Origin of the sequence: Burkholderia sp. BCC0398 (assembly GCF_902833245.1) — a bacterium.
Taxonomy (GTDB): Bacteria; Pseudomonadota; Gammaproteobacteria; order Burkholderiales; family Burkholderiaceae; genus Burkholderia; species Burkholderia sola.
Genome location: NZ_CADFEM010000004.1, coordinates 444,349 through 469,595, shown reverse-complemented (window position 1 = coordinate 469,595; position 25,247 = coordinate 444,349). Strand labels below are relative to the sequence as shown.

At 68.8% G+C, this 25,247-nt stretch carries 24 protein-coding genes; 14 read left to right on the top strand and 10 right to left on the bottom strand.

Going from position 1 to position 25,247, the window contains the following annotated elements:
- Positions 1–358: 358 nt before the first annotated feature.
- From HWX76_RS11335 to HWX76_RS11315, 5 genes are all read right to left on the bottom strand, one after another.
- Entirely contained in the window at positions 359–1,060 is a 702-nt protein-coding gene (locus HWX76_RS11335) for a DUF2848 domain-containing protein (RefSeq protein WP_124638460.1), read from the bottom strand.
- 49 nt (positions 1,061–1,109) lie between these two features.
- Positions 1,110–2,429, bottom strand: coding sequence for an MFS transporter (locus tag HWX76_RS11330; RefSeq protein ID WP_089489528.1), 1,320 nt, complete (start codon positions 2,427–2,429; stop codon positions 1,110–1,112).
- 57 nt (positions 2,430–2,486) lie between these two features.
- Entirely contained in the window at positions 2,487–3,170 is a 684-nt protein-coding gene (locus tag HWX76_RS11325) for a DUF4286 family protein (protein ID WP_124638461.1), read from the bottom strand.
- A 99-nt stretch (positions 3,171–3,269) separates the two neighbouring features.
- Positions 3,270–4,313, bottom strand: a complete 1,044-nt coding sequence (locus tag HWX76_RS11320; RefSeq protein WP_124638462.1) for a LysR family transcriptional regulator — start codon at positions 4,311–4,313, stop codon at positions 3,270–3,272.
- A 100-nt stretch (positions 4,314–4,413) separates the two neighbouring features.
- Complete coding sequence (locus tag HWX76_RS11315; RefSeq protein ID WP_050017506.1) at positions 4,414–5,205, bottom strand: SDR family oxidoreductase; 792 nt, start codon at positions 5,203–5,205, stop codon at positions 4,414–4,416.
- A gap of 430 nt (positions 5,206–5,635) precedes the next feature.
- Between HWX76_RS11315 and HWX76_RS11310 the strand changes: the two genes are divergently transcribed.
- The 11 genes from HWX76_RS11310 to HWX76_RS11260 all read left to right on the top strand — a co-directional run bounded on the left by HWX76_RS11310 (position 5,636) and on the right by HWX76_RS11260 (position 18,497).
- Positions 5,636–6,517 carry a neutral zinc metallopeptidase gene (locus tag HWX76_RS11310; RefSeq protein WP_124630717.1) on the top strand — a complete coding sequence of 294 codons (882 nt, stop codon included), beginning with the start codon at positions 5,636–5,638 and terminating at the stop codon, positions 6,515–6,517.
- A gap of 162 nt (positions 6,518–6,679) precedes the next feature.
- A complete protein-coding gene (locus HWX76_RS11305; RefSeq protein WP_124555969.1) occupies positions 6,680–7,408 on the top strand; it encodes a LuxR C-terminal-related transcriptional regulator in 729 nt (242 codons plus the stop codon).
- Positions 7,409–7,558: 150 nt separating this feature from the next.
- Positions 7,559–9,061, top strand: coding sequence for an aldehyde dehydrogenase family protein (locus HWX76_RS11300; RefSeq protein WP_050017440.1), 1,503 nt, complete (start codon positions 7,559–7,561; stop codon positions 9,059–9,061).
- Between the two features lie 52 nt (positions 9,062–9,113).
- Complete coding sequence (locus HWX76_RS11295) at positions 9,114–10,454, top strand: aspartate aminotransferase family protein (RefSeq protein WP_124592955.1); 1,341 nt, start codon at positions 9,114–9,116, stop codon at positions 10,452–10,454.
- A gap of 238 nt (positions 10,455–10,692) precedes the next feature.
- Entirely contained in the window at positions 10,693–12,195 is a 1,503-nt protein-coding gene (locus HWX76_RS11290; protein ID WP_089489526.1) for an APC family permease, read from the top strand.
- A complete protein-coding gene (locus HWX76_RS11285; RefSeq protein ID WP_124592954.1) occupies positions 12,192–12,791 on the top strand; it encodes a DUF3156 family protein in 600 nt (199 codons plus the stop codon). The genes HWX76_RS11290 and HWX76_RS11285 overlap by 4 nt, the downstream gene beginning before the upstream one ends.
- Positions 12,792–12,861: 70 nt before the next feature.
- Positions 12,862–13,800: a helix-turn-helix domain-containing protein gene (locus HWX76_RS11280; protein WP_050017444.1), complete on the top strand. Its 939-nt coding sequence runs from the start codon at positions 12,862–12,864 to the stop codon at positions 13,798–13,800.
- A 169-nt stretch (positions 13,801–13,969) separates the two neighbouring features.
- Entirely contained in the window at positions 13,970–15,178 is a 1,209-nt protein-coding gene (locus tag HWX76_RS11275; RefSeq protein WP_050017445.1) for a porin, read from the top strand.
- A 313-nt stretch (positions 15,179–15,491) separates the two neighbouring features.
- Positions 15,492–16,730 (top strand): ABC transporter substrate-binding protein, encoded by a 1,239-nt coding sequence (locus tag HWX76_RS11270; protein ID WP_176015811.1) that lies wholly within the window; start codon positions 15,492–15,494, stop codon positions 16,728–16,730.
- A gap of 40 nt (positions 16,731–16,770) precedes the next feature.
- Positions 16,771–17,640 carry a sugar ABC transporter permease gene (locus HWX76_RS11265; protein WP_089489523.1) on the top strand — a complete coding sequence of 290 codons (870 nt, stop codon included), beginning with the start codon at positions 16,771–16,773 and terminating at the stop codon, positions 17,638–17,640.
- The gene (locus tag HWX76_RS11260) at positions 17,637–18,497 is read left to right on the top strand and encodes a carbohydrate ABC transporter permease (RefSeq protein ID WP_176015810.1); all 861 of its coding nucleotides are present in this window, start codon (positions 17,637–17,639) and stop codon (positions 18,495–18,497) included. The genes HWX76_RS11265 and HWX76_RS11260 overlap by 4 nt, the downstream gene beginning before the upstream one ends.
- A 32-nt stretch (positions 18,498–18,529) precedes the next feature.
- Here the strand turns inward: HWX76_RS11260 and HWX76_RS11255 are convergent, their stop codons facing one another.
- A complete protein-coding gene (locus HWX76_RS11255; RefSeq protein WP_089489522.1) occupies positions 18,530–19,552 on the bottom strand; it encodes a LacI family DNA-binding transcriptional regulator in 1,023 nt (340 codons plus the stop codon).
- A 6-nt stretch (positions 19,553–19,558) separates the two neighbouring features.
- On the opposite strand from HWX76_RS11255, the gene HWX76_RS11250 reads away from it, so the two are divergent.
- Positions 19,559–20,479, top strand: a complete 921-nt coding sequence (locus HWX76_RS11250) for a phosphatidylinositol-specific phospholipase C (RefSeq protein ID WP_176015809.1) — start codon at positions 19,559–19,561, stop codon at positions 20,477–20,479.
- Positions 20,480–20,500: 21 nt separating this feature from the next.
- Here HWX76_RS11250 and HWX76_RS11245 read toward each other — a convergent pair whose 3' ends face one another.
- The gene (locus tag HWX76_RS11245) at positions 20,501–21,112 is read right to left on the bottom strand and encodes a LysE family translocator (RefSeq protein WP_050017450.1); all 612 of its coding nucleotides are present in this window, start codon (positions 21,110–21,112) and stop codon (positions 20,501–20,503) included.
- Between the two features lie 102 nt (positions 21,113–21,214).
- Here HWX76_RS11245 and HWX76_RS11240 point away from each other — a divergent pair, with 102 nt between their 5' ends.
- Positions 21,215–21,742, top strand: a complete 528-nt coding sequence (locus tag HWX76_RS11240) for a GNAT family N-acetyltransferase (RefSeq protein WP_050017451.1) — start codon at positions 21,215–21,217, stop codon at positions 21,740–21,742.
- 18 nt (positions 21,743–21,760) lie between these two features.
- Here HWX76_RS11240 and HWX76_RS11235 read toward each other — a convergent pair whose 3' ends face one another.
- Positions 21,761–22,822 carry an alkene reductase gene (locus tag HWX76_RS11235; RefSeq protein ID WP_176015808.1) on the bottom strand — a complete coding sequence of 354 codons (1,062 nt, stop codon included), beginning with the start codon at positions 22,820–22,822 and terminating at the stop codon, positions 21,761–21,763.
- A gap of 82 nt (positions 22,823–22,904) precedes the next feature.
- Positions 22,905–23,213 carry a helix-turn-helix transcriptional regulator gene (locus tag HWX76_RS11230; protein ID WP_006496873.1) on the bottom strand — a complete coding sequence of 103 codons (309 nt, stop codon included), beginning with the start codon at positions 23,211–23,213 and terminating at the stop codon, positions 22,905–22,907.
- A gap of 350 nt (positions 23,214–23,563) precedes the next feature.
- Between HWX76_RS11230 and HWX76_RS11225 the strand changes: the two genes are divergently transcribed.
- Entirely contained in the window at positions 23,564–24,733 is a 1,170-nt protein-coding gene (locus HWX76_RS11225; RefSeq protein ID WP_176015807.1) for an alpha/beta hydrolase, read from the top strand.
- A 153-nt stretch (positions 24,734–24,886) separates the two neighbouring features.
- On the opposite strand, the gene HWX76_RS11220 is transcribed toward HWX76_RS11225, so the two are convergent.
- The gene (locus HWX76_RS11220) at positions 24,887–25,228 is read right to left on the bottom strand and encodes a cupredoxin family copper-binding protein (RefSeq protein ID WP_050017455.1); all 342 of its coding nucleotides are present in this window, start codon (positions 25,226–25,228) and stop codon (positions 24,887–24,889) included.
- Between the last annotated feature and the right edge of the window lie 19 nt (positions 25,229–25,247).

The following is a 25,247-nucleotide window of genomic DNA, read 5'->3' as shown; positions in this document are numbered from 1 at the left end:
CACCTCGACCGCTTTCCGGTGCATCGGGCCATGCCCGACACCGGAGGGCGTCAGACAGAATCGAAGCACCCGCGGGACAACAATTTTCCACATACCCGCATGCATCCGATGAGCATCATGTCGCCAACGTCGATCAACGGGAAACGGGGGCGAGATGTTGCATGTTGGCTGGAAAGCGTCGGTTGCGGGAGCAATCATGTTCACATTGAGCGGGTGTACCAACCTGGCCGGTGTGCTGTACTGCGGCAACTCGCAGTTCAACTTCCCGGACTATCACTGCTTTGAGTCGTACAGGTAGGAACAGGCGTCACGACCGACAGCCGTGGTGCCCGCGTCCCGTGCGGTTTTCCGCTCGCCGTCAAGCCACGACCGGCAACGCCTCGACCGCATAACGATGCGCGAGACTGCGTCCGAGCACCGGATCGTGCAGCTCCATCTCGAACGCATCGCCGTCACCCATCGTCGCGATCGTGCCGTGCACGGCGACCGTGCCGCCAAACATCGCGCAGCGCGCGGGCATCGCGCGGCGATCGCCGAACCGCTGCCACAGCGCGTCGGGGGCGAGCAGGCCGCTGACCGCGCCGTGCTGGTACGCCGTCCGCTCGCCGTCGCGCGTAATCAGCCACGAACGCATCTCGAGCGCATCCCAGTGATCGGCGACCTCCGCATGGCGCCACGCGTCGCGGCCGAGCGGCTTCGCGCACACCTGCTTCGACACGGCGACGCCGTACGCCTCGACTTCGCGATCCGTGTGATCGGAGCCGACCGTGACCAGCGTGCCGGCCGGGCTGTCGACCAGCACGCATTCGATCTCGCCGCCCGAGCGCGCGCCGAGCACGCCGATCGACGGCGCCTGCGTGAGCAGCGCCGACGACACGCGATAGAAGCACGGCGTGGTCGATGGCGGCGCGACGCCGAGCGCCGCGAGCTCGTCGATGTGCGCGCGGATCGCGGCCGGGTCGCGGCCGGCCCAGCCGGCGATCACGACGCGCTCGACGTCGACGTCGACGGCGGCCGGCGCGCGTTGCAGGGAAATCACGTTGAACGACAGGGTGGGCATGCGAATATCCGTTTGAAGTGCGAAGGAACGATTCGGCTCGCGGCGACGCTCAATCCTCGAGCGGCCGGTGCGCGGTCTCGCGCGCGGCGACGAGCGCGATCGACGTGACGACGAGCGCGGCGGTGACGTACAGCGACACGGCGGTCGTCGTGCCCGTCTGCCGGAACAGCGCGGCGATCACGAGCGGCGCGAAGCCGCCGCCGACGATGCCGGCGAGCGTGTACGCGAGCGACGAACCCGCATAGCGCACGCGCGTCGGGAACTGTTCGGTCACGAATGCGCCCTGCGGGCCGTACATCACCGCATGGATCACGAGGCCGATCGCGACGGCCGCGACGATCGCCGCCGGGCGCGCCGAATCGAGCAGCGTGAAAAACACGAACGCCCACACGATCCCGGCCATTGCGCCGACGAGATACACGGGCCGGCGGCCGAAACGATCCGACAGCGCGCCGAAGAACGGCACCGCGAGCGCGTTGCACGCGGTGCCGATCATCACGGCCGTCAGCGCGACGGGGCGCGACAGGTGCAGCACGGTCGTCACGTAGGTCAGCGTGAACACGACGATCAGCGCATACAGCACATCCGAACCGATTCGCGAGCCGCCCGCGATCAGCAGGCGCTTCCAGTGGTACTTCAGCACGTCGGCGACGGGCACTTCGGCGGTCGCGTGCGATTCGGCGAGCTGCTCGAACTGCGGCGTTTCGTCGACGCCGCGACGCACCCAGAAGCCGAACGCGACGAGCAGCGCGCTGGCCGCGAACGGCACGCGCCAGCCCCACGACAGGAAATTGTCGGACGTGGTCGACAGCGTGACGAGCGCGATGCAGCCGGTGCCGAGCAGCGTGCCGAACGACGGGCCGATCTGCGTCCACGACGCGGACAGCCCGCGTCGTTTCTGGTCGCCGTGCTCGACCGACAGCAGCACCGCGCCGGCCCATTCGCCGCCGAGCGCGACGCCCTGCACGAAACGCAGCGCGACGAGCAGGATCGGGCTCAGGATGCCGGCCTGCGCATAGGTCGGTAGCGCGCCCATCAGCGCGGTCGTCACGCCCATCAGCACGAGCGTGAGCATCAGCACCGCGCGGCGGCCGATGCGGTCGCCAAGGTTGCCGAACACGAAGCCGCCGAGCGGGCGCGACACGTAGCCGACCGCATAGGTCGAGAATGCGAGGATCGTGCCGGCCAGCGGATCGACCGACGGGAAGAACAGGTGGTTGAAAACGAGCGCGGCGAGCGTGTTGTAGATCGTGAAGTCGTACCACTCGAGCGACGTGCCGATCATGCTCGCGGTCGCGAGTCGGCTGTTGCGGACACGGCGGGGCGCGTGGGCGGCGGGCTGGGCGAGAGTGCTCATGGTATCGGGCAGGTCGTGACGGGTGACGGGGTGAAGCGCGGGGCCGGCGTGGGTGTCGGCGTCGAGCGTTCAGGCTGGCAGCGCGGCAGCGGCGGCCGGTTCGGTTTCGCGTCGCCGGGCGGGCAGCGGTGCGGCGGCGCGCCACAGCAGGTCGAAGGTGCGCACGTCGTCGTGTGCGGCGAGCGTGGCGGCCACGCGGCGCGTGGCGGCTGCGTCGCTGCCTTCGATCAGCACCAGCGCATCGGCGGCCGGACGGGCGGCAGTCGCGGCGCCGATCGGCGCGGACAGGTCCGGTGACGTGCGGAAGAGCCGCGCGGCGTGGATGCCCGGTTCTTGCAGCGCAGCGTCGAAACGCTCGCGCAGTTGCGGCACGTCGATGCGATCCGGCGGCAGCACGAACAGCGCGAGATGCGCGCCTTCGCCGTCGCCGGCCTCGATCGTCAGCTCGCCGACGCGCCGCTGCGTGCCCGTCATGCGTTCGAAGTTCGCGAGCGACCACGCGGTCTGCTGCGTGAATGCGCGCCGGTACGCATCGCCGTGGAACACGTCGAGCGCGTCCGTCACATACAGCGCGAGGTATCGGCGCGGACCGCCGTCGGTCGCGCGAAACCGCCGCGCATGCGTGAAGCCGGGAATCGCGACACGCTCCTGTATGTGCTCGCGGTCGTACCACGCGTTGAAATCGGCTTCGTGCGCGGGGTCGATATCCGTCCAGACGCAGAGTTGGCCGTGCGGAAGGGAAAGGCGGGTCATCGCGGGGTTCCTCGTGACGGGGATGTCAGGAACCCCAGTGTCCCGAAGAGGGCCCGCGCCCGTCCAACAAGAAAACAAATTCGCGGTGAACAGGTTTTCTTATGAGCGGCGCGGAGGGCGTTTTGCAGCGGGTGCGGCAGACGAGGCGGCTTTCGTCGTGCGCTTCGGCTTCGTTTTCGCACGCGTAGTCGTCTTTGTCGCGGTTGCGCTGCGCGCGGGCGTTGCGTCGACGCGATCGGCGGCGGCCGGCTTCGCGAGGTTCGCGGCAGCCGCCGTCGCACGCGCGACTTCGCTCGCGAGTTCCGCGATGCGCGCGGCGACCGGCAGCCCCTGGCTGCGGTACGTCGCGACGAGCGGCAGCGCCGGGAATTCCGGTTCGACGTCGAGCAGTTCGAGCGTGCATTCGTGCAGTTCGCGCCCGATGATCGCAGGCGGCAGCGCAGCCACGCCGAGCCCGTCGGCGACGAGGCGGATCATCGCGGCGACCGACGTGATGCAGTTGATGCTGGCCGGCCGTTCGACCGCCGCGAACAGCCGCTCGATCGTCGCGTGCGGCGCCGAGTGGCGCGAGAAGCTGATGATCGGAAACCCGGCCAGGCGCGCGACGTCGAGCGGCTGGCCGCCGAGCCCGAGGCGAGGGCTCGCGGCCCAGCGCACCGGGAATTCGCCCAGCGGCAGGTTCGTGAAGTCCGGGCCCGGCACCGGATCGGTCTGCAGGATCAGGTCGACGCCGTCGGTGCTGAGCAGCCGGATCAGGTGCAGCGTCGTGTCGCTCGTGATCTCGACGTCGAGGCGCGGATAGCGCTCGCGCAGTTGCGCCATCAGCGCGGGGAACCAGCTGTGCACGATCGATTCGATCACGCCGATCCGGATCAGGCCGGCGTCGCTCGCCGCATCGATGTCGCGCCGCATTTCGCCGTCGAGCCGCACGATCCGCTCCGCGTAGGCCAGCATGCGCCGGCCCGCGGGCGTGAGCGTGGCCGAGCGCGTGTTGCGGTCGAACAGGCGCACGTCGAATGCTTCCTCGAGCGAGGCGATGCGGCTCGACACGGCGGCCTGCGTCGTGTGCAGTTTCTCGGCCGTGAGCCGGAAGTTTTCGAGCTTCGCGAGCCAGACGAAGGTTTCCAGAAACCGGATGTTCATCGAATCCCGAACGGTGAGGCGGTGCCGCGCCAGGCGGCGGATCGGGACGATGTTAATGGATTCGGAAGCGGGCAGGCACGCGTGACGCCTTCGGGTGGCGTCAAAGCCGGTCGAACGCGAGCGTCGGAACGTCGACGACCATCGCGCCGCCGTCCGCGACGAGCGTCGCGCCGGTCACGAACGACGCGTCCGGCGACGCCAGGAACGCGCAGACGGCCGCGATCTCGTCGGGATCGGCCGCGCGCCGCAGCGGCACGTCGGCGCTCACGCGGGCGTACGCATCGTCGAGCGAATCGCCGTGCGCGGCCATCAGCGGTTCCATTTCCGCATCGGCCATCGGCGTGCGGACCCAGCCCGGGCAGACGGCGTTCGCGCGCACGCCGTGCGGGCCGTAGTCGCGTGCGAGCGATCGCGCCAGCCCGAGCAGCGCGTGCTTGCCGACCGTGTAGCCGCATACGCCGGGCCCGGCCGCGAGCGCGGCGATCGACGCGACCAGCACGATATTGCCGCGCTGCGCGATCAGGTCGGGCAGGCATGCGCGTGCGCTGACGAATGCGGTATCGAGGTTCGCGTGCATCGCGTCGCGCCACTGCGCGTCGTCGGTTTCGCCCGCGCGGCCGATGCCATGGCCGCCCGCGCATGCGACGAGCGCGTCGACGCGGCCGAAGCGTTCGGCGATGCGCGGCAGGAAGCCGGCCCAGTCGGCGGGGCTGGCGGCGTCGCCGGCCAGCGCGAGCCCGCCCGTTTCGGCAGCCAGTGCGTCGAGCGGTGCCGGACGGCGACCGATCAGCACGACGCGGTCGCCACGGCGGGCAAAGCGGCGCGCGCACGCGGCGCCGATGCCGGTGCCTGCGCCGGTAATCGCGATCGTGCGGGGTGGCGGGTGCGTCATGTCGTTCTCCGGGAGGATGCGTTCCAGCCACTTTAGGCGGCGCCGGCGCGCGCCGGTATCCGCCGAAAGGATGAACGCGGGCCGTCCGGACGGCCGAGCCCAGCCGGCCGAGGCCCATTTTGCAAAGGCTGACGATGTCCGCCGCCGAATCGCTCTATCCTCCACATTTTTGCGATAAGCCGCGAAAGCCCGGCAAAATAGCGTGAGCGGGCGCGTGCAACGACGCGCGGCGCGTCGGCGGTCGATTCCGTCGTACGAATGGTGCGGCCAGCAAGGGCGCGGCCAGCAAGGGCGCGGCAGGCCGGATCGGTGCGGCCGGGCGCCCGAAGCGCAGGTATCGCGTCCGCCGACGGCTCGCGTCGCCACGGCGTATCGCCCGGTTGCGCGCTGGCGCGGCCGGACCATCGACAAGAACAGGGAGGGGCCGGCAATGAGGCTGGACGACGAAAGAGAAAGCATGAACGTCGAGGATCGCCGCGGCGCCGGCGGTTTCGGCGGCGGGCGCGGCGCGACGATCGGCATCGGCACGATTGTGGTCGCGCTGGCCGCATCGTATTTCTTCGGGATCGACCCGCGCGTCGTGCTCGAAGGCGCGTCGGCGCTGCAGGGCAGGCAGCAGCAGGCGCAGCCCGCGCCGACCCAGCATCAGGGCGCGCCGGCGAACGATCCCGGCGCGGTGTTTACGCGCAAGGTGCTCGGCAATATCGAACGCACGTGGACGGGCGTGTTCAACACGCAACTGCACGCACAGTACCAACCGCCGAAGCTCGTGATGTTCACGAACTCGACGCCGACCGCGTGCGGCACCGGCCAGACCGCGATGGGGCCGTTCTACTGCCCGGGTGACCGCAACGTGTATATCGATCTCGGCTTCTACGACGAACTGCGCAAGCGTTTCGGCGCGGGCGGCGATTTCGCGCAGGCCTACGTGATCGCGCACGAAGTCGGCCACCACGTGCAGAACCTGCTCGGCATCGCCGACAAGGTCGACGCCGCGCGCCGGCGGTCGAGCCAGTCGCGTGCGAATGCGCTGTCGGTACGGATGGAACTCCAGGCCGACTGCTTTGCCGGCGTGTGGGCGAACAACGCGCAGCGCGCGAACCAGCGGCTGATGGAGCCCGGCGATTTCGAGCAGGGGCTGAAGGCGGCGGCCGCGATCGGCGACGACCGGCTGCAGCAGCAAGGGCAAGGCTACGTCGTGCCCGAAAGCTTCACGCACGGCACGAGCGAGCAGCGCGTGTACTGGCTGCGGCGCGGGATGGAGTCGGGTGAGGTGAGCGCCTGCGACACGTTCGCCGCGAACGCGCGCTGAACCAAGGCGCGCGCCCCTTCGCGCGCCCGTATCGTCCCGGTTGAACCGGCCGCCCTGGCCGGCCCGGGACGAATTGCCGATTTGTGCTCACCGGCGCTTTTCGGCGTCGGTACGCTGGCCCGGACGTCGAGATTCGATGCATTCGCGCGCCAGCCGATTCCCATGCCTACCTTGTCCGCCCCCACCGACCACGCTCCCGCCGATTGGCGACGCGCGCTGCGCGCATGCGTGGACGCGTTCGACGCGTTCGCGAGCCCGTCGGCGATCGTGTTCTACCGGCTCGACCAGAGCGGCGAGCCGGCCGATTTCGAGCTGTTCGGGATGCCGGAATCGATGCACCGCACCTATATTGCCCGCTACCGGATGCTCGATCCGCTGCATCCGTCGCGCTGCGCGGCGGGCGAATGCGCGGTCGTCACGCTCGCGTCCCAACTGCCCGACGAACGACGCGCTGCGTCCGCGTACTGGACCCGTTTTCTGCGGCGGCACGACGTGGCCGACGTCGTCGAGATCTGGCTGCGGGACGCGGGCCGGACGGTCGGCGCGTTCTCGCTGCTGCGCTTCGGCATCGGCGATGCGAACGGCAACGGCACCGCACGACGGTTCGCGCCCGGCGAGATCGACGCGCTCGCGCGGCTGCAGCCGGTCGCTGAAGCCGCGCTGAGCCCGCTGCTGCGTGCACGGCGCGGGATTCATCAGATCGCCTGCGAGGAGCGGCTTACCTACCGAGAGGAACAAATCGCGCGGCTCGTGCGCGACGGCCGCTCGAACAAGGAGATCGCGCGCGATCTCGCGCTCGGGCCGCCGACGATCAAGACGCACCTGATGCGGATGTACCGCAAGCTCGGCGTGTCGAATCGCACGGAGCTGGTCGGGGCGTTGTTCCTGTAATCGGGATCGCGCGGCACGCTGCGCGATCGTCTTGCCGATCACGCGCTGCCAATTTGCGCTCACCGGGCGTGAATCCTCGTCGATACAGTGGTCCGACACCTGCGTGCCTCACCGGCCCGCGGTCCAGCCACGACAATCAACGAGACGCCCATGAGCAACACGAACTTCGTCGCCGTCAGCGACACCGTGCGCACCTTCGTTGCGCGCGACTTCGGCCTCTTCATCGACGGTGCCATGCAGCCCGCGCACGCGGCTGCCCGGCTCGACGTGTACGACCCCGCCACGGGCGAGCGGCTCGCGACCGTCGCCGATGCAGATGAACACGACGTCGACCGCGCGGTCGCCAGCGCGAAACACGCGTTCGACGCGCGCGTGTGGAGCGGGCTGCGGCCGGCCGACCGCGAACGCATCCTGCTGAAACTCGCGGACCTGATCGAAGCCGACGCCGAAACGCTCGCGCAACTCGAAACACTGAACCAGGGCAAGTCGATTCACGTGTCGCGCGCGGTCGAAGTCGGCGCGAGCGTCGAATACGTGCGCTACATGGCCGGCTGGGCGACCAAGATCACCGGCCAGACGCTCGACGTGTCGATCCCGTTCCCGCCCGGCGCGCGCTATACGGCCTATACGCGCAAGGAGCCCGTCGGCGTGGTCGCCGCGATCGTGCCGTGGAATTTCCCGCTGATGATCGCGGTGTGGAAGCTGATTCCCGCGCTCGCGGCCGGCTGCACGATCGTGCTGAAGCCGTCGCCGGAAACGCCGCTCACCGCGCTGCGGCTCGCCGAACTGGCCCGCGAAGCCGGCGTGCCGCCCGGCGTGTTCAACGTGGTCACGGGCGGGCGCGTCTGCGGTTCGGCGCTCGCGAGCCACCCGTCGATCGCGAAGATCTCGTTCACGGGGTCGACCGCGACCGGTAAGCTGGTTGGCGCGGCGGCCGTGCAGAACATGACGCGCTTCTCGCTCGAACTCGGCGGCAAGAATCCGATCGTGATGCTCGACGACGTCGACGTCGCGCAGGCGCTCGATGGCGTCGCCGCCGGCGCGTTCTTCAACCAGGGGCAGGTGTGCGCGGCCGCGTCCCGCATCTATGTGCATCGCAGCAAGTTCGCGCAACTCGCGGACGGGCTCGCCGGCGTCGCGCAGTCGATGAAGCTCGGTGCGGGCCTCGATACGACCGCGCAGATCAATCCGCTGGTATCCGCGCACCATCGCGACAAGGTCGTCCAGCATATCGAGGGCGCGCGCCGGGCGGGCCTCACGTTCCTCGCGGGCGGCACGCCGGCCGACGATCTGCCCGGCTACTACGTGAAGCCGGCCGTGATCGCCGATCCGCACCCGGACAGCGCGATCGTCCACGACGAGGTGTTCGGCCCGGTGATCGTCGTCGTGCCGTTCGACGACGCGGCCGATGCGATACGCCTCGCGAATGCGTCGCCGTACGGCCTCGCCGCGAGCATCTGGAGCAACGACCTGACACGCGTGATGAACCTCGTGCCGCGGATCGAGGCCGGCACCGTGTGGGTGAACTGCCATATCCCGCTCGATCCGTCGATGCCGTTCGGCGGCTACAAGCAATCGGGCATCGGCCGCGAATTCGGCCAGTACGCGATCGAAGGCTTCACCGAAACCAAATCCGTCTGCATCGCGCATTGACGCGCGGGCCCATCCAAAAACCGCAAAAACCGATCCGACAGTGGAGATTGCAATGAGCTACAACGAAGCGAAATTCTGGCATCCGATGCTGCACCCGAACGAAATGAAACAGCGCAAGCCGATCCGCATCGTGCGCGGCGACGGCTGCTACGTGTTCGACGAACAGGGGCGCAAGCTCGTCGACGGCGTCGCGGGCCTGTGGAACGTGAACGTCGGCCACAACCGCCAGGAAGTGAAGGACGCGATCGTGCGTCAGCTCGACGAGCTCGAATACTTCCAGCTGTTCGACGGCATTTCGCATCCGCGTGCGGAGGAGCTGTCGAAGAAGGTGATCGACATGCTCGAACCGGAAGGGATGCGCCGCGTGCTGTACAGCTCGGGCGGCTCCGATTCGATCGAGACCGCGCTGAAGATCGCGCGCCAGTACTGGAAGGTGCGCGGCCAGGCCGATCGCACGAAGTTCATCTCGCTGAAGCAGGGGTATCACGGCACGCATTTCGGCGGCGCGTCGGTGAACGGCAATACGGTGTTCCGCCGCAACTACGAGCCGAACCTGCCCGGCTGCTTCCACGTCGAGACGCCGTGGCTGTACCGCAACCCGTTCACGCAGGACCCGGAGGAACTCGGCCGGATCTGCGCGGAAATGCTCGAACGCGAGATCCAGTTCCAGAGCCCGGACACCGTCGCCGCGTTCATCGCGGAACCGATCCAGGGCGCAGGCGGCGTGATCGTGCCGCCGGCCAATTACTGGCCGCTGGTGCGCGAGGTGTGCGACCGCTACGGCGTGCTGCTGATCGCCGACGAAGTCGTGACGGGCTTCGGCCGCAGCGGCAGTCTGTTCGGCAGTCGCGGCTGGGGCGTGCGCCCGGACATCATGTGTCTCGCGAAGGGGATTTCGTCGGGCTACGTGCCGCTCGGCGCGACGGTCGTGAACGCGCGGATCGAGGACGCGTTTGCCGCGAATGCCGATTTCGGCGGCGCGATCATGCACGGCTACACGTACGCCGGCCACCCGGTCGCATGCGCGGCCGCGATCGCGAGCCTCGACATCGTCGTGAAGGAAGACCTGCCGGCGAATGCGGCGAAGCAGGGCGCGTATCTGCTCGAAGCGTTGCAGTCGTTCGCGGAACGCTTCGCGGCGGTCGGCGAGGTGCGCGGCAAGGGGCTGATGCTCGCGCTCGATCTCGTCGCGAACAAGGACACGCGCGAGCCGATCGATCCGCTGTCGGGCTATGCGAATGCGGTCGCGGAAGTCGCGCGCGAGAACGGCGTGCTGGTGCGCCCGGTCGGCACGAAGATCATCCTGTCGCCGCCGCTCGTGATCCAGCGCGAACAGCTCGACCGGATCGTCGATGCGCTCGCGGCCGGCTTCGAGGCCGTGCCGTTCGCGTGACGGCGTGAGCGCATGGCGGCCAGCCCGCGGCGGCGGGTAAACGCCAGCGCGGGTTTGCCGATTTGCGCTATGACCGGATTATTTTGCCTGCGTATTTTTTCGACATCGGATCACGCCGTGATCGACGAGGGGCCCCGGGAATCGACGCGCTGAAGCACCGCCCGGGGCCGACCGCACAGCATCTGGCCCCGGCCGCCGACGAAGCGCCGGTTCGGGCCAACCCACGAAGGAGACAACGATGTCGGGATGGTCGGGAATGACCGGCGCCGCGGGCGATACGTCCGCCGGCTCGCCGGCTGAAGCAGGCGGCGGCGCCGCATTGAAGGCCGGGGCGGTCGGTTTTCCGACCGCGCTGGCGAGCGCGGTCGGGCTCATCATGGCGAGCCCGGTGATCCTCACCGCGACGTCGGGCTTCGGGATGGGCGGCTGGGCGTTCGCGGTCGCGATGATCATCGCGTTCGTGATGATGCAGGCGCAGGCCACCACGTTCTCCGAAGCCGCCGCGATGCTGCCGACGGCCGGCTCGGTTTACGATTACCTGTCGTGCGGGCTCGGCCGCTTCTGGGCGATCACCGGCACGATTTCCGCGTATTTCCTCGTGCACGTGTTCGCCGGCACCGCGGAGACGATCCTGAGCGGGATCATGGCGCTCGTGAACTTCGAATCGCTGAACGCCGCGTTCGAGAAGCACAACAGTTCGTGGCTCGTCGGCGTCGGCCTCGTGGTCACGTTCGCGATCACCAACATCATCGGCATCAAGGTGTTCAGCAAGCTCGAGATCGTGCTGACGGCCGGCATGTGGCTGTCGCTGATGATCTTCGGGATCCTCGGGCTCGCGGCCGCGCCGGCCGTGCATCTCGACGGCTGGTTCGGCGGGTCGGAAGTCGGCACGTCGATCCCGGCCGTGCTGTCGCTGGTCGGGATGGCGATGTTCATGTTCGTCGGCTGCGAGTTCGTCACGCCGCTCGCGCCGGAAATGAAGGCGCCGGGCCGCACGATCCCGCGCGCGATGGCGCTCGGCCTCGTCGGCGTCGCGATCTGCATGTTCCTGTACGGCGCGGCGATCCGCCGCCAGGTCCCGAACGTGCCGGTGAGCCCCGACGGCCTCACGCATTTGCTCGACACGCCGGGCGCGATTCCCGCGTTCGCGCTGCAGGTGCTCGGGCCGTTCGGGCGGATCTGGTTCGGCATCGCGTTCCTGTGCGCGGGCGCCGCGACGATCAACACGCTGATGGCCGGGCTGCCGCGCATCCTGTACGGGATGGCGATCGACGGCGCGCTGCCGCGCTGCTTCGCGTACCTGCATCCGCGTTTCAAGACGCCGGTGGTCGGTATCGTCGCGTCGGCGATCGTGCCGATCTTCCATGCGTGGCTGATCAACGGCAATCTCGACAGCATCCTGCATCTCGTGCTCGCCGCGACCTGCGCATGGGGCACCGCGTACCTGCTCGTCACCGCGTCGGTCGTGATGCTGCGCATCCGCCGGCCGGACTTGCCGCGGCCGTACCGTTCGCCGCTGTTCCCGCTGCCGCAGATCGTGTCGAGCGTCGGGATCGTGCTCGCGATCTGGTACATCACGCCGCCCGGCATGAACGCGCGCGACATCTACGTGCCGTTCGGCGCGATGCTGGGGCTCACCGCGCTGTACGCGCTGTTCTGGACGCTCGTCGTGCAGCGCCGGCATCCGTTCAGGCCGGTGCCGGTCGAGGACGTGCTGCGCAACGAGCACGTCGCATCGTGAAGGCCGCGCTCGCCCGGTGGCGCGCGGTGCCCGATGCGCCGCCGCCTGGCCATCGGCCCGGCGTGATCGCCGCGCGCGTGCTCGCCGATCTGCGGGCCGTGCGCGATGCCGGTGGTGCCGGGGGTGGAGTCGGCGGCGTCACGGCGCGGCTGCCGAACGGCGTGCGCGTCAGCATCGACGAGCGCGTCGAGCGCCAGTTCCTGATGCATACGGTCAGCGTGAAGGTGACGGCGGCCGCCCGAGGCCCGGCCGCGCACGGCAGCGCGCGCGTGCGGCAGACCGGCTGGCTGCGCTGCACGGGCATCGATGCCGCGCCCATGTCCGGATGCGACCCCGTATTCATCGACACGCTGGCCGCGCTGCTTGCCGAGCCGTCGCTGGCCGACGCGCTGCGGCCGCTGCACTTCACCGACTGCGCGATCGACGCGCGCGACGGCCGCTGGACGCTCGCGATCGTGCCGTTCGGCGGCAGCGAGGTCGTGAACCGGATGCCGTCGTTTCGCCGCTATGTCAGGCTGATCGACGCGCAGGCCGCCGCGCTGTCGGGGGCCTGTCTTGCATTCGAAACCGCACTACGCAGGAATTTGCGAGGGTAAGCTGTGGCGATGCGTGCCGCGCGAACCCGGCGGCCGCATCCAGCACCCCAGGGTTTTACCGGAGACGCCGATGCTGTTCCAGTCCCGCTCACACGAAGACGTGCACGATCACGGGCTCGCGATCGCGGGCTGGCATCAGGTCTACCGTCAGATGACGCCGGGCCGCTTCAAGGGCACCGTCACGCAGGTGCTGTACGACGATTTCCACTTCTTCCGCGAGACGACCAACCGGCGCGTCGCGCAAACCGGGCTCGCGCCGGTCGGGCGCACGTCGCTCGCGGTGCCGCTGTCCGTGCCGCTCGCGGGTACGTTCCAGGGCCAGCCCGTCGACGGCTATGCGCTGCTCGCGCTGCGCGCCGGCGAGGATTTCGAGTTCCACACGCCGGAAGGGATGGGGCTCGTCGGGATCAGTGCGGCGTCCGACATGATCGACGAGCTGTGCGAAGCCGAATTCGGCGCGGCCGCCGCGCGCAGGCTGCGGCACGTGACGCGGCTGTCCGACGCGCAGGGCGTCGCGCTCGGCGTGCGGCTGTCGGCGCTGATCGACGATGCGCAGCGCAACCCGGGCTGCCTCGAATATGCGGCGACCCGCAAGATGTTTCGCGACGCGATGCTCGGCATGTTCCTCGACGCGCTCGAACAGGGCATCGGCGTCGAGCGTCGCGACATCACGCATGCGACCTACAGCGATATCGTGAGCCGCTGCGAGAAGCATCTGCGCGAGCGGCCCGAAGAACCCGTCACCGTGCTCGAACTGTGCCGTGCGCTGCGCTGCAGCCGCCGCACGCTGCAAACGAGCTTCCAGCGCGTGGCCGACGTCACGCCGGTCGGCTACCTGCGCACGATCCGGCTGAACGCGGTGCGTCGCCTGCTGCGCACGACGCCGGTGCAGCAGCTCGGCGTCGGCGAAGCCGCCGCGAGCTGGGGTTTCACGCATCTCGGCTATTTCGCGCGCGAGTATCGCGACCTGTTCGGCGAGTTGCCTTCCCAGACGACGCGTCCCGCATGACGTACGCGCATTGTGACGGCACCCCCCCGGGCGCCGTCGCGAGCCGCACCCTCCACCATTTGCTGATTTGGGATAGAGGTCCGGAATTTTCGCTGGATAAAGTCCTGCCACCCATATCGACAACACCATCGGTTGGCACTGCGAATCGATGACCATTGAGGGGCGGGACATGAAGAACGGACGACGACTGACCGCAGCCGCGGCCATGCTGGGTTGCATGCACGCACACGCGCAAACCTCCGGCAGCGTGACGCTGTACGGCACCGTGGATACCGGCATCATCTATTCGACGAACCAGCAGTTCACGCGCGCCGACGGCAGCACGGGCGGCGGCCATGCATGGCAGATGGGCGGCGGCAACCTCGTGCCGTCCCGCTTCGGCTTCCAGGGCGTCGAGCCGCTCGGCGGCGGGCTCAGCGCGGTGTTCTCGCTCGAGCAGCAGTTTCTGTCCGCGAACGGGCAGGCGCTGCAAGGCGGCACGGCGTTCAGCCGGCAGGCATGGGTCGGGCTGCGCCAGGATTCGATCGGCACGCTCGGCCTCGGCCGGCAATACGACTCGTACACCGACATGCTCGGCGCGTATGTGTCGAGCAACAACTGGGCGACGCCGTACGGCTCGCATCTCGGCGACGTCGACAACCTGAATGCCGCATTCAACTTCAATAACGCGGTGAAGTTCACCAGCGCCGATTTCAACGGGCTGACGTTCGGCGGCACGTTCAGCTTCGGCGGGCAGGCCGGCGATTTTTCCGCGAAGCGCGGCTACGCGGTGGCCGCGACGTACACGCGTGCGCCGGTGGCGTTCTCGGTCGGCTACCTCGACCTGCATCAACCGCTCGACGCGGCGCTCGGCGGCGCGAGCGGCTATATCGGCGATTTCGCGTGCAGCAACCCGGGCGCGATGGTTTGCCTGCTGCAGGATGCGGGCTCGATGCGCGCGTTCGGCGCGGGCGGGTCGGTCACGTTCGGCGCGGCGACGGTCGCGCTGACCTATACGCATACGCGTCTCGGCGACAGCCGCTATTTCTCGACCGCCGCGCAGCCGCGCACGCAGGCGTTCACGTTCGACGTCGGCGAGCTGAACGTCACGTACATGTTCACGCCGGCGCTGCAAGGCGGCGTCGCGTACATCTTCAACGCCGCGCACACGGACGGGCGCGGCACGACGCGCTTCCACCAACTGAACGTCGGCACGAACTACAGCCTGTCGAAGCGCACCGCGCTGTATGCGGTCGCGATCGGCCAGATCGCGAGCGGCACGGGGCTCGGCACCGACGCGGCGGGCAACGCGGCGAACTATGCGCAGATTCCGGTGCTTGCGAACAGCAATTCGAGCCGGCAACTGGCGGTGATGGGGGGGATTCGTGTGAACTTTTGATGCTGGATGCGGCTGGCGGCGGCACGTCGGTCGCGTGCCGCCGCACGACCCTCACGCGCATGGTCCGGCGCCGGTCGATTGCTGGAAAGCGATGCTTGAAAAAAACCGTCCGTATGCTTGACTGAATGGACCCGGATTGACGGAACGCGCGCGTCAGGTCGCCCGGCTTTGCGCGTTGCCACAATACCTTCACGGTCTGCGTGAACAATGGCGACGCTTCACGCGACCCGACGTGTCGCCGGCGTTGCACACGTGTGCAACGCATGACCGTTCCGTTCCATACCCGCTCCATACGCCGATCGAGAGAGACCACATGACCCTGCTGAGCCGCCTGCGCGCGCTGTCCGCCGCCGTTGCGCTGTCCGTTGTCGCCACGCACGCTTTCGCGGCGGATCTCGTCATCGCGGGACGCGACGACATCTACGGCAAGGGGCTCGCCGACGCCGTCGCCGGTTTCACCAAGCTGCATCCGGGCACCGAGATCGAGCTGCTCAAGCTGCCGAACGCGAACCTGTACCAGAAGCTGAAGCTGTCGATGCGCGAAGGCACCGGCGCGTACGACCTCGTGATGATGGACGATACGTGGGCGCCCGAATTCATCGGCAACGGCTGGCTGAAGCCGCTGCCCGCATCGCTCGCCGATGCCGATCTCGTGCCGTCCGCCGTCGCGCTCGGCCGCAATGCGGCCGGCGCGCTGTACGCGCTGCCGATCGTCGGCAACGTCGAGATGTTCGCGTATCGCAAGGACCTGCTCGCGAAGTACAAGCTGCAGCCGCCGCGCAACTGGGACGACGTGCTGAAGATCGCACAGACCGTCGGCGGCGCGGACAAGAGCGTGTCGGGCGTCGTGTTCCGCGGCACGAAGGGCAACCCGGTCGTCACGGGCTTCCTGCCGATCCTGTGGGCATACGGCGGCGACGTGTTCGACCGTGCCGGCAACGTGACGATCGATTCGCGCGAAGCGCAGGCCGCGCTGAAGACGTTCCTCGCGCTGAAGGCGTTCGCGCCGAAGGACGTCGACGTGTACGGCGCGGCCGAAGTGCGCGACGCGCTGCAACGCGGCACGGCCGCGCAGTCGATCGAGGTATGGCCCGCGTGGGTGCCGGCGCTCGACGACGCGAAGCAGTCGCGCGTGGTCGGGCAGATCGCGCTGCAGCCGCCGCCGGGGCAGACCGCGGGCCCGGCCCCGATGCTCGGCATCTGGCAGATGGGTATTCCGAAGGACGCGCCGCACGCGAAGCTCGCGCAGGACTTCCTCGCTTACCTGACCGCACGCGATACGCAGACGCGCCTCGCCGGCATCGGCATTCCGCCGACCCGCCGCAGCGTGTTCAACGATCCGGCGCTGGTGCGCCAGTATCGCTGGTATCCCGATCAACTGAAGGCGCTCGAGGCCGGCCGTGCGCGGCCGCGCGTGACGGATTGGCAGCAGGTCGAGAGCATTCTCGGCGACCAGTTGCAGCTCGCGCTGACGGGGCAGGCCGCGCCCGACGCCGCGCTGCGCCAGGCGCAGCAGAAGATCGCGCAGGCGACGGCCGCGGCCGGCAAGTGACCGCGCGCGTCAACGTCGACCCGACGACCGGAGGCCGCGGATGAAAGCGTTCGGTCGCAGCCTGCCGATCGTCGCGCTGCTCGGGCCCGCGCTGCTGGTGCTCGCCGCGCTGGCGTTGTATCCGGTCGCACAGGTACTGTTCGACTCGTTCTGCCGGGTCGATTACTCGGCCGGCCGCCGCGCGTTCGTGGGGCTCGCGAACTATCGCGCGGTGCTCGGCGACGACGCGTTTACCGCCGGCTTCGGCAACACGCTGCGCTTCACGATCGTTGCGTCGCTCGCCGAAGTCGCGCTCGGCTTCGGCCTCGCGCTGCTGTTCGTGCGCGCGTTTCCCGGGCGGCGCATCGCGCTGCCGCTCGCGATCCTGCCGATGATGCTGTCCACGCTCGTGTGCTCGGCGATCTGGCGCAACTGGCTGAACTTCGACGGCTTCCTGAACGCGCTGCTCGCGGCGTTCGGCATCGAAGGCGTGCGCTGGCTGTCCGATCCGCATCTCGCGCTGTGGTCGCTCGCGCTCGTCGACGTGTGGCAGTGGACGCCGATGGCGTTCCTGATCGTGCTGGCCGGGCTGCAGTCGATCCCGCAGGAACTGTACGAAGCCGCGCGCACCGACGGCGCGAGCGAGTGGCAGTGCCTGCGCGACGTCACGCTGCCGCTCGCGGCGCCGCAGATCGGCCTCGCGCTGCTGCTGCGCTCGATCGACACGTTCAAGCTGTTCGACAAGGTCTATGCGCTGACGGGCGGCGGCCCCGGCAATGCGACGCAGACGCTGTCGACCTATATCTACGACACGGGCTTCCGTTTCTTCAACGTCGGGCCGGCGAGCGCCGCGTCGGTGCTGATGCTCGCGGCGTCCGCGCTGCTGGTCTCGGGGTACGTATGGCAGACGGTTCGCAAGCGGCGCGCATGACGACGCGATCGGCGGGCATCCCGCGTGCACGAGCGAGCGCCGCATTCGGTCACGCGATGCCGTGGACGCTGCGCGTCCTCGCGCTCGCGCTGTTGCTGCTGCCGTGCCTGTGGATGGCCGGCGCGGCCTTCATGCCGACGCTCGAACGTTTCGATCATCCGTTGCGGATCTGGCCGGCCGCGCCGACCTTCTCGCATTTTGCGTCGGTGTGGTCGAACGGCATCGGCGCGCCGCTGTTCAATTCGCTGCTGGTCGGCTTCGGCACGACGCTGCTCGCGCTGGCGCTCGCGTTTCCGGCCGCGTATGCGCTCGTGCGGCTGCGGTTTCCGGCGCGGCTCGACCTGCTGTTCCTGATGCTCGTGCTGGCGTTGAAGCTGATGCCGCCGATCACGATCGCGGTGCCGCTATTCACGCTCGCGAAGCGGCTGCACCTGCTCGATTCGACGCTCGGCCTGATGCTCGCGTACCAGATCTACGCATTGCCGATGGCGATCTGGATGCTGCTCGCGTTCGTGCGCGACGTGCCGATCGAATACGAGGAAGCGGCGTGCATCGACGGCGCGGGGCTCGCGCGGCGGCTCGTGCAGATCGTGCTGCCGCTGTGCGCGCCGGGGCTGATCGCGACCGCGATCTTCGTGTTCATCGCGGCGTGGAACGAATTCCTGATCGCGCTGCTGTTCGTGTCGACGCCGAGCCGCTTCACGCTGCCGCTCGCGATTGCCGGCTATGTGACGGAGAACGGCATCGACTGGGGCGACCTGATGAGCGCGGGGCTGATGGCGTCGCTGCCGACGCTGGCCGTGGCCGGTTATGTGCAGCGCTACCTGTTGCGCGGGTTCGCGGGCGGGTTGAAGTGACGCGTGGCGTGGCCGCGCGCGTTCGTGCGTCGTCACGCGCAGCTGTCGCGCACCACCTGCGTGACCGGCACGACACATGTGCGCGACGGCCCGTCGAACGCCTGCATCCGGTCGGCGAGCAGGTCGATCGCCGCGTGCGCGAGGCCGCGCGTGTCCTGCCGCAGCGTCGTCAGCCGATACGCATCGTATTCGGCGGCGGGGATATCGTCGAAGCCGATCACGCGCAGGTCGTCCGGCACGCGCAAGCCGAATTCGCGGCGCGCGACGTCGATCACGCCGAGCGCAAGCAGGTCGGACGAGCAGAACACGCCGTCGGGCCGCTCGCCGGTCGCGAACAGTTGCCGCGTGGCGTCGATTCCGCAGGCGTGGGTGTCGGACGGCGTGTCGAGCACGCATACGAGCGTCGCGTCGGACGCGTCGCGTGGCCCGAGCGCCTGCTCGAACGCCGCGGCGCGCGACCGCGCGCTGTAGCTCGTGCCGCGCGGCCCGACGAACGCGAGGCGGCGCGCGCCGGCCTGCATGAGCCGCTGCGCGGCGTGGGTGGCGCCCGCCGCGTTGTCGCTGACGACCACATCCGCGCCCGGCAGGTTCGCTTCGCGGTTGATCATCACGACCGGAATCCGGTGTTCGAGATACTGCTGCGCGACCGACAGCGGCGGCGACGCGGACGTCATCACGAGGCCCGCGATCCGGTAGCTGAGCAATTGCTCGAGCGATTGCCGGACCTGGCGCGGATCTTCCGCATTGGTCACGAGCGGCGTGAGCGCGCGCTGCCCGAGCGCGGCCATCAGGTCCGACAGCAGCCGCGCGCGGAACGGGTTCTCGAACCCGGCCGTCACGACGCCGATCATGCTGCTGCGCTGCGTGATCATGTCGCGCGCGATCAGGTTGACCTGGTAGCCCAGCGCACGCGCGGCGACCATCACGCGTTCGCGCGTTTGCGGCGCGATGCTTGCCGTCGGCGAGAACGCGCGCGACACTGCCGAGCGCGAGACGCCGGCCCGCGCCGCGACATCCGACGCCGTTACCCATGGTTTTCTTTCCTTGTCATTCATCGATTCATGATCCCTTCGCGCCACGATACGCGCATGCCGCCTGCCGACTGGATGTCCGCGCTCGACGACGCGCGGCCGCTGCATACGCTGACCCTACCGGGCAGCCATGACACCTGTGCGTATACGGTCGACGATTCGCTGGTGCGCACCCAGCGTGCGCCGCTCGATGCGCAGCTCGCGCATGGCGTGCGGCTGCTCGACATCCGCTGCCGGCACGTGCGCGATGCGTTCGACATCCATCACGGCGGCATCGCGCTCGGCATGACGTTCGACGACGTGCTGGCAAGCTGCACGCGCTTTCTCGATGCGCATCCGCGCGAATGCATCGTGATGTCGGTGAAGGACGAGTGGCCGGCGCATGCGTGCACACGCAGTTTCGATGCGACGTTCGATGCGCATCGCGCGCGGCACCCGTGGCTGCGCTGGCATGCCGGCGGCACGCTGCCCGCGCTCGGCGACGTGCGCGGCGCGATCGTGCTGTTGCGGCGTTTCCGCAGCGGCCGGCCGCTCGGCATCGACCTGACCGCATGGCCCGACAACGCGACGTTCACGATCGATCATCCGGACGGCGCGTTCGTGATCCAGGACGAGTATCGCGTGCCGGTGGCCGCGTCGATCGCGTGGAAGTGGCGCGCGATCGACGCGCTGCTGACGCATCTGCCGCTGCCGGACAGCGGCCGCTGGGCGCTCAATTTTTGCAGCGGAACGGGGATGGGCGCGAATCCGTCGGTGGTCGCACACGGCGATGGCCGCGTGCAGGGCATTCATGCGCGGCTCGCCGAGCGCTTGCGCGAGCAGCCCGGCCCGTACGGCGCGATGCTGCTCGATTTCTGCGATGACGACGACTGGGCGCTGGTGCGTGCGCTGATCGAATGCAACGATCACACGCCGCAGCGGGGCGTGTGGCGCAAGGCGTTTCGCTGTTAGCGGCCGGCGCGTCGCCGGCGACTACCGCGTCGCGATCGCGACTGCCGCACCGGCCATCGCGGTCGCGCTCGTGCGGTTCGCGATCCGCTTCGCGCGCGCCGACGTCAGGAAGGCCCGTGCCCGGGACGCGAGCAGCGACCAGAAGCAGTCGGCCAGGATCAACACCGCGAGCATCGTCCCGACCAATTCGGCCCATGCGGCGACGCCGACGTGCGTGAGGTCGACGATGGTCGGCAGCAGCGCGAGATAGAAGATCATGATTTTCGGATTGCCGAGCGTGACCAGCATCCCGGCGACGAACATGCGCCACGGCGACTGGCCGCGCGGCAGGTCGTCCGCGCCCGTGCCGGTCGGCGCGGTCCACATCTTCCACGCGAGGAACAGCAGGTACGCGACGCCGAGCAGCTTCAGCACGATCAGGCCGGTCGCGAACGTGTGCGCGAACGCGGACAGCCCCGCGACCGCGAGCGTGAGCCACAGCGCCTCGCCGAGCCACATGGCCGCGAGGAACGGCAGCACGTCGCGCACGCCGTTCGTCAGCACGCGCGCGACGAGCGCGGCGACGCTCGGGCCGGGCGTGCCGGCGGTGACGAGCAGGGCGAAGGCGAAGACGGCGAGTGCGGACAGCGTCATGACGGACCTCGTGGATCGGGCGTTCGAAATCGTTCGAAACGATACGTGTGAAGTTTCGATTATAGTGACGGCCGTTCAAGACTGCCTGCCTGAAATGCCGTCATGCCTGCCTCGATCCTGATTCGCCCCGCCACGCGGGAAGACGCGGCCGCGATGGCCGCCGTGGAAGTCGCCGCCGCGCAGCGGTTTCGCGAGATCGGCATGGCCGACATCGCCGATGCCGAGCCGACCGATGCGGCCGCCGTGCTCGAGCGGATCGACGACGGTCGCGCGTACGTCGCGGTCGGTCCGCAACGCACGTGCGTGGGATTCGCGTTCTATCGGCTGCTCGATGCGCGGCGGCTGTATCTGGAGGAACTGGATGTCGCGCCGTCGCATGCCGGGCAGCGGATCGGCGCGCGTCTCATCGAGCAGGTGATCGCGCGCGCGGCGCGGCAGCACGTCGAGCAGGTGGTGCTGTCGACGTTTCGCGATGCGCCGTGGAATGCGCCGTACTACGCGCGTCTCGGGTTCCGGATCATCGACGATGCGGCGCTCGACGACGCGCTGCGCGCGATCCGCGCGCACCACGTCGCGCTCGGCCTCGACGAAACGCGGCGCGTGTTCATGCGTGCGGACGTGCCCGCCTGAACCCGCGCCGTTCCACCGTCAGGCCGCGTCGCTCAGCGCCGGGTAGTCGGTGTAGCCCGTTTCGCCTTCCGCGTAGAACGTCTCCGGCACCGGCTGGTTGAGCGGCGCGCCGATTTCGAGGCGGCGCGGCAGGTCCGGGTTCGCGATGAACAGCTTGCCCCAGGCGATCGCGTCGGCGCTGCCGTTCGCGAGCGCGGCCTGCGCGGTGTCGAGCGTGAACTGCTCGTTCGCGATCAGCGGGCCGCCGAACGCTTCCTTCAGGCGCGGGCTCAGGTGGTCGCCCGAATACGATTCACGCGTGAAGATGAACGCGATCTTGCGGCGGCCGAGTTCGCGCGCGACATAGCCGAACGTTGCCGCCGGATCGGAATCGCCCATCGTGTGCGCATCGCCGCGCGGTGCAAGGTGCACGCCGACGCGGCCGGCGCCCCACACGTCGATCGCCGCGTCGACCACTTCGAGCAGCAGGCGTGCACGGTTCTCGACCGGGCCGCCGTATGCATCGGTGCGGCGATTGGTGCTGTCCTGCAGGAACTGGTCGAGCAGGTAGCCGTTCGCGCCGTGGATCTCGACGCCGTCGAAGCCGGCCGCCTTCGCGTTCTCCGCGCCCTTGCGGTACGCGGCGACGATGCCCGGGATTTCGTCGAGTTCGAGTGCGCGCGGCGTCACGTACGGGCGCTGCGGACGCACGAGGCTCACGTGGCCGCCCGCGGCGATCGCGCTCGGCGCGACCGGCAGGTCGCCGTTCAGGAACACCGGGTCGGAAATCCGGCCGACGTGCCAGAGCTGCAGCACGATGCGCCCACCGGCCGCATGCACGGCCTGCGTCACCTGCTTCCAGCCTTCGACCTGCTCGTCGGACCAGATGCCGGGGGTATCTGCGTAGCCGACACCCTGCGGCGTGACCGACGTGGCCTCGGTAATGATCAGGCCGGCCGTTGCGCGCTCGGCGTAGTAGCGGGCCATCAGGGCGTTCGGTACGCGCGTCGCGCCCGCGCGGGAGCGGGTGAGCGGCGCCATCACGATGCGGTTCGGCAGGGTCAGGTCGCCGAGGGTGACGGGATCGAACAGGGTGGGCATGGCAAATAACCTCTTCACGAAAGGCGGGAAACCGTCGCGTCATGGGCGACAGCGCTCCGCATGGCCGGTTCGGCCGTGTTGACTAGAGTTCGCGGCGCAGGGCGTCGTGAAATGCGTCGATGACGGCCTCGTTGCGCTGAAAGAACGCCCACTGGCCGATCCGCGTCGACGTCACGAGCCCCGCGCGCTGCAGCGTCGCGAGGTGCGCGGAGACGGTCGACTGCGACAGCCCGCAGCGCGCGTCGATCTGGCCCGCGCAGACGCCGTGTTCGTACGGCAGCGTCTGCTGCGGAAAATGCTCGCCGGGCGTTTTCAGCCAGACGAGGATCTCCCGGCGCACGGGGTTCGAGAGCGCTTTCAGGATCGCGTCGATGTCGAGTTCGGTCGGCATGGAAAGGTGGGTGTTTCGATCGGGCAAACAAGTATCGTCGATGGGCGAATCTTATATCGTATTTTGACGATATGTTTGAAAGCACTGTCGGCAATGGGGTTGATAGGGAATCGTAATCTTGGGGTCGCATGGGCCGCGCCGTGAACCGCTCTCGATGAACTCGCTCGTTTTAGTTCGTCTTGTCGGCAATCTCATACCGCCGCGCGCGAGCCGCTCCGGCCAACGGTGCATCGACGCGGAACGCGGTGCGCAACCGGCCGGCTGATCGGTTGTTCGCAACGGCCCGGCGGCGCGCGACGGATTCTGCGACCATCGCCGTTCAAGTCATATCTGCCTCCCGAGCCGCCGCCATGTCCGTCCTTTCCGTCGCGTTTGCCAGTCTCCGACGCTCGTGTGCGCTGCCGGCCGCGCGCGCCTTGTCATACGCCGTCCCGCTCGCGGTCGCCTGCGCCGCCGCCGGCACGCTGGCCGGCGCGCTGCAGGCCGAAGCCGCCACGCCCGCGCAGCGCGAACGTCTCGAAGCGCCGGTCAAGGCCGTCGCCGACCAGCGCATGGTCGTCGATACGCCGCAGGGCAGCGCGATGCTGCCGGTCTACGCCGATCATCCGCTCGACCGGGCCGCGCCCGACGTCACGCGCGTGTTCATCGTGATTCACGGCACGCTGCGTAATGCCGACGCGTACTACGCATCGGGGCGCACAGTCGTCGAAAAGGCCGGTGCGGCGGGCGCGGGCACGATGGTCGTCGCGCCGCAATTCCTGACACGCGCCGACGTGCGCGCGTTTTCGCTACCCGCATCGACGCTCGCGTGGACGCAGGAAGGATGGAAGGGCGGCGAACCCGCGCGCCAGCCGGCGCCGATCAGCTCGTTTGCCGCGCTCGACGCGCTGCTCGCGCATTTCACCGACCGCAGCCTGTACCCGTCGCTGACGACGGTCGTCGTGATCGGCCACTCCGCCGGTGCGCAGTTGCTGCAGCGTTACGCAGTGGCCGGTCGCGAAGGCGACGCGCTCGCGCGAGCCGGCATCGCCATACGCTACGTGGTCGCGAACCCGTCGAGTTACCTGTACTTCGACGACGAACGTCCGAATGCCGATGCACTTGCCGGCGGCGTATGCCCGCGCGCGACCGAATGGAAGTACGGGCTGAAGTCGGCGCCGCCTTACGTTGCGTCGCAGGACGTGCGCGATCTCGAAACGCGCTACGTCGCGCGTCATGTCGTGTACCTGCTCGGGCAGGCCGACACGAATCCCTATACGCATTTCATCGACCGTTCATGCGCGGCGATGGCGCAGGGGCCGTACCGGCTGGCGCGCGGGCTCGCCTATTTCGATTACCTGAAAAAGCGGCATCCGGGCGATCTCGCGCAGCAGGTCGTCGAAGTGCCGGGTGTCGGGCATGACGGTCTCGGCATGTTCACGTCCGCGTGCGGGCTGGCCGTGCTGTTCGGGCACGCATTGCCGCAGTCGTGTCCGGTCGTCGCGGGCACCGCGCCGGACTTGCGCGCGGCGGGGCAGTGAGCCTGCATGCAAGGCCCGCCCGCGACGAACATCGATCGACCGGAAAATGCGGGAATCGTGGGCCGCTCCGTGTGGGTCGCGGGCGAAGGGGACGACGGTCGTTGGAGGCGGCAGCCGCCCGTCGTTCGCCCGCGCGCTTCGTGGCGAGCCGCGTCATTCGACGGTGATCGTCTCCTTCATATACGGATGAATTCCGCAGAACACCTTGTAGACGCCCGGCTTGTCGAATCGGAACGAATACGTCTCGTCCTGGTCGAGCGCCTTCGAATGGAAGATGCCGGCGTCGTTGACGACGGTATGCGGCTCCGCGTCGAGGTTCTTCCACGTGATCGTCGTGCCGGCCTTGATCGTGGTCGACATCGGCGAGAACATGAAATTGCGGATTGTCACGAGCGGGCCGTTCGGGCCCTGCGCGAACGCGGCCAGCGGCGTACCGGCAGCCGCGCCGAACAGCATCAGCACGGCGATGATTGGAGATGGCTTGAAGCGGATCATGTCGGTCTCCTTATTTTTG

Excerpts from the sequence above, each read along its gene's own strand:
- HWX76_RS11335 (WP_124638460.1), bottom strand. The coding sequence starts at position 1,060 with ATGCCCACCCTGTCGTTCAACGTGATTTCCCTGCAACGCGCGCCGGCC.
- HWX76_RS11325 (WP_124638461.1), bottom strand. The coding sequence starts at position 3,170 with ATGACCCGCCTTTCCCTTCCGCACGGCCAACTCTGCGTCTGGACGGAT.
- HWX76_RS11320 (WP_124638462.1), bottom strand. The coding sequence starts at position 4,313 with ATGAACATCCGGTTTCTGGAAACCTTCGTCTGGCTCGCGAAGCTCGAA.
- HWX76_RS11315 (WP_050017506.1), bottom strand. The coding sequence starts at position 5,205 with ATGACGCACCCGCCACCCCGCACGATCGCGATTACCGGCGCAGGCACC.
- HWX76_RS11310 (WP_124630717.1), top strand. The coding sequence starts at position 5,636 with ATGAGGCTGGACGACGAAAGAGAAAGCATGAACGTCGAGGATCGCCGC.
- HWX76_RS11305 (WP_124555969.1), top strand. The coding sequence starts at position 6,680 with ATGCCTACCTTGTCCGCCCCCACCGACCACGCTCCCGCCGATTGGCGA.
- HWX76_RS11300 (WP_050017440.1), top strand. The coding sequence starts at position 7,559 with ATGAGCAACACGAACTTCGTCGCCGTCAGCGACACCGTGCGCACCTTC.
- HWX76_RS11295 (WP_124592955.1), top strand. The coding sequence starts at position 9,114 with ATGAGCTACAACGAAGCGAAATTCTGGCATCCGATGCTGCACCCGAAC.
- HWX76_RS11290 (WP_089489526.1), top strand. The coding sequence starts at position 10,693 with ATGTCGGGATGGTCGGGAATGACCGGCGCCGCGGGCGATACGTCCGCC.
- HWX76_RS11280 (WP_050017444.1), top strand. The coding sequence starts at position 12,862 with ATGCTGTTCCAGTCCCGCTCACACGAAGACGTGCACGATCACGGGCTC.
- HWX76_RS11275 (WP_050017445.1), top strand. The coding sequence starts at position 13,970 with ATGAAGAACGGACGACGACTGACCGCAGCCGCGGCCATGCTGGGTTGC.
- HWX76_RS11270 (WP_176015811.1), top strand. The coding sequence starts at position 15,492 with ATGACCCTGCTGAGCCGCCTGCGCGCGCTGTCCGCCGCCGTTGCGCTG.
- HWX76_RS11265 (WP_089489523.1), top strand. The coding sequence starts at position 16,771 with ATGAAAGCGTTCGGTCGCAGCCTGCCGATCGTCGCGCTGCTCGGGCCC.
- HWX76_RS11260 (WP_176015810.1), top strand. The coding sequence starts at position 17,637 with ATGACGACGCGATCGGCGGGCATCCCGCGTGCACGAGCGAGCGCCGCA.
- HWX76_RS11255 (WP_089489522.1), bottom strand. The coding sequence starts at position 19,552 with ATGAATGACAAGGAAAGAAAACCATGGGTAACGGCGTCGGATGTCGCG.
- HWX76_RS11250 (WP_176015809.1), top strand. The coding sequence starts at position 19,559 with ATGATCCCTTCGCGCCACGATACGCGCATGCCGCCTGCCGACTGGATG.
- HWX76_RS11245 (WP_050017450.1), bottom strand. The coding sequence starts at position 21,112 with ATGACGCTGTCCGCACTCGCCGTCTTCGCCTTCGCCCTGCTCGTCACC.
- HWX76_RS11240 (WP_050017451.1), top strand. The coding sequence starts at position 21,215 with ATGCCTGCCTCGATCCTGATTCGCCCCGCCACGCGGGAAGACGCGGCC.
- HWX76_RS11235 (WP_176015808.1), bottom strand. The coding sequence starts at position 22,822 with ATGCCCACCCTGTTCGATCCCGTCACCCTCGGCGACCTGACCCTGCCG.
- HWX76_RS11230 (WP_006496873.1), bottom strand. The coding sequence starts at position 23,213 with ATGCCGACCGAACTCGACATCGACGCGATCCTGAAAGCGCTCTCGAAC.
- HWX76_RS11225 (WP_176015807.1), top strand. The coding sequence starts at position 23,564 with ATGTCCGTCCTTTCCGTCGCGTTTGCCAGTCTCCGACGCTCGTGTGCG.
- HWX76_RS11220 (WP_050017455.1), bottom strand. The coding sequence starts at position 25,228 with ATGATCCGCTTCAAGCCATCTCCAATCATCGCCGTGCTGATGCTGTTC.